Genomic DNA, 2,581 nt, shown 5'->3' on the forward strand with positions numbered 1-2,581 from the left:
AGTTGCGTCCAGGGGCGTGGTGTACGAGCCGGTAGGGCCGGTGGGCGTGTCGTAGCCCGGTAGAGGGCGGTCATCGCGTGATCCTTCGAAATGACCAGCAAAGTCAATCGAAGGAGAGCAACGCGATGACCTCACCACACCTTATCGACGCCGAGCAGCTGTTGGCTGACCAACTCGCCGAGGCGAGCCCGGACCTGCTGCGGGGGCTGCTGTCGGTGTTCATCCACGCCTTGATGGGCGCGGAAGCCGACGCCATCTGCGGGGCCGGCTACCGCCAGCGCAGCGATGAGCGGTCCAACAGCCGCAACGGCTACCGGCACCGTGATTTCGACACCCGCGCGGGCACCCTCGATGTGGGCATCCCCAAGCTGCGTCAGGGGAGCTATTTCCCGGACTGGCTATTGGAGCGACGCAAACGCGCTGAGCGTGCCCTGACCACCGTGGTGGCCACCTGCTATCTGCTGGGAGTGTCCACCCGGCGAATGGAACGCCTCGTTGAAACACTGGGTGTGACAAGTCTTTCCAAGTCGCAGGTGTCGATCATGGTCAAAGAGCTCGACGAACAAGTTGAGGCGTTTCGCACCCGTCCACTCGACGCCGGCCCGTACACGTTCGTGGCCGCTGACGCTCTGGTGCTCAAAGTCCGCGAGAACGGCCGCGTCGTGGGTGTGCACACCCTGATCGCCACCGGCGTTAACGCCGAGGGCCATCGGGAGATCCTGGGCATCCAGGTCACTTCGGCCGAGGACGGGGCCGGCTGGCTGGCGTTCTTCCGCGACCTGGTCGCCCGCGGCCTGTCCGGGGTCGCGCTGGTCACCAGCGACGCCCACCAGGGGCTGGTAGCCGCGATCGGGGCCACCCTGCCCGGGGCGGCCTGGCAGCGCTGCCGCACCCATTACGCCGCCAATCTGATGGCGGCCACCCCGAAGTCCTCCTGGCCGTGGGTGCGCACCCTGCTGCACTCCATCTACGACCAGCCTGATGCTGAATCGGTTGTTGCCCAATATGACCGGGTCCTCGACGCACTGGCCGACAAGCTCCCCAAAGTGGCCGAACACCTCGATGGTGCCCGTGCTGATCTGCTCGCGTTCACTGCGTTTCCCAAGCAGATCTGGCGCCAAATCTGGTCGAACAATCCACAGGAACGGCTCAACAGAGAAATCAGGCGCAGGACCGACGTCGTGGGTATCTTCCCCGACCGGGCCTCGATCATCCGCCTCGTCGGAGCCGTACTGGCCGAACAACACGACGAATGGATCGAAGGACGCCGCTACCTCGGCCTTGACGTCCTCACCCGCGCCCGCACAGCACTGACCAGCACCGACGAGCCCGCCGGCCAGCAAACCGACACCACACCAGCCCTGACCGCCTAAACTGCCAGCCGAAGGGTCACGCGATCGAGCGAACTCTTACACCACGCCACTGGGCTTGGCCATGGGTGACACTGCCTCGATGAGAAAAGTGGACATTGCTGGCGAAAGATTTTCGTCCAGCAGCAGCCTCATGCCGTCGACCGCAACGGCAACTCTCGCTCCCGCACTGCCTCAGCCGCATACCGCAGAGCCTCGACAACGTCTTCTGCCTCGAGGTCAGGAAGCTCGGTAAGAATCTCGGTCGATATCATCTGGTCGGCGACCATCGCGACCACAGTTGCAACTGGGATGCGCAAGCCCCGGATGCACGGCATGCCCCCCATCACATCCGGGTCGATGGTGACGCGGGTGAATTGCATGCCCATAAGGCTAGCCCGTTGCACCACGTCGCACCGGCAAGTTGTGTCGGGATGAGGTCTGCCGTGAGGCTGCCAGTGCCCTCGGCGGTCGACCATGCGACCAACTCATGCGTACACCCTCACGTGTCGCAAACAACACCCCAGACCCCATCAGTAGCTTTTACCAGCAATTTTGTTGATCATTCACCATCGAAAAGGCAGAACGACCTGACCTTGTTGAGGTGTCAGAGACTGCCACGCCGGGCCAGCCAGTTGCTCGCGAAGCGAAGGTCCGTCTGCGTGGCGAGCGTGTCGTAGTCGTGGTCGTAGTGCAGCACTCCGACACCGTGCCGATCTGCCAGCGCGGAGATGATGAGATCGACCGGCGGGAGTCGATGATGCCCAGCGCGGGCAAGCTGACGCTGCACGTCCACCGCTCGTCGCTCTACCTCGGTGTCGATGTGCAGCATCGGCAATGCCATCAATTCACTCAGCAGTTCATCGTGATCCGTAGCGCTGCGTGCCGAATACCCTGCCTCGAGCAGGAACGGCAGGCACACGCCGATGCGGCGGTGCTCGAGCGCGTCTGCGATCTCCAGCGCCCGCCGCTCCTGCAGCGCCGGTGACGCCAGGCGGACGAAGGCCGAATTGTCCAGCAGCAGTTCAACGCTCACCCATGCGTCCATCCAGCTTGGCGCGCACGGTCTGCGGCATCAACGTCGACGGGAAGGTTGCGCGATCGCAATCGGTCGGCCAGCCGGCGCCGAAGCTTCACATCGCTGTCACGCGCCGCGCGGATCGACGCTAGCTTGGCAGCGGCCAGCAGTGTAGCACCGGTGTGACACCTCCCTCGCCAGATGCGGTACCTAA

Annotated in this window: 3 protein-coding genes and 1 pseudogene; 2 read left to right on the top strand and 2 right to left on the bottom strand. The window is 64.0% G+C overall.

Features of this window, described 5'->3' with window-relative positions; translation table 11 throughout:
- The first annotated feature begins 125 nt into the window (after positions 1-125).
- Positions 126-1,373: an IS256 family transposase gene (locus AC2VOU_RS11465; RefSeq protein ID WP_486957486.1), complete on the top strand. Its 1,248-nt coding sequence runs from the start codon at positions 126-128 to the stop codon at positions 1,371-1,373.
- A gap of 128 nt (positions 1,374-1,501) precedes the next feature.
- Here the strand turns inward: AC2VOU_RS11465 and AC2VOU_RS11470 are convergent, their stop codons facing one another.
- Complete coding sequence (locus AC2VOU_RS11470) at positions 1,502-1,696, bottom strand: DUF433 domain-containing protein (protein WP_486957487.1); 195 nt, start codon at positions 1,694-1,696, stop codon at positions 1,502-1,504.
- Between AC2VOU_RS11470 and AC2VOU_RS11475 the strand changes: the two are divergent.
- Positions 1,662-1,769, top strand: a pseudogene (locus AC2VOU_RS11475) (hypothetical protein); the annotation flags it as partial. The gene AC2VOU_RS11470 and the pseudogene AC2VOU_RS11475 overlap by 35 nt on opposite strands.
- 187 nt (positions 1,770-1,956) lie before the next feature.
- On the opposite strand, the gene AC2VOU_RS11480 reads toward AC2VOU_RS11475, so the two are convergent.
- A complete protein-coding gene (locus tag AC2VOU_RS11480) occupies positions 1,957-2,385 on the bottom strand; it encodes a PIN domain-containing protein (protein ID WP_486957488.1) in 429 nt (142 codons plus the stop codon).
- Positions 2,386-2,581: the final 196 nt, after the last annotated feature.

It is taken from the genome of Mycobacterium sp. TH-M25, from assembly GCF_057473665.1.

What these genes read in the sequence shown, in the direction of transcription:
- AC2VOU_RS11470 (WP_486957487.1), bottom strand. Translation starts at nt 1,696, where the DNA reads ATGGGGGGCATGCCGTGCATCCGGGGCTTGCGCATCCCAGTTGCAACT.
- AC2VOU_RS11465 (WP_486957486.1), top strand. Translation starts at nt 126, where the DNA reads ATGACCTCACCACACCTTATCGACGCCGAGCAGCTGTTGGCTGACCAA.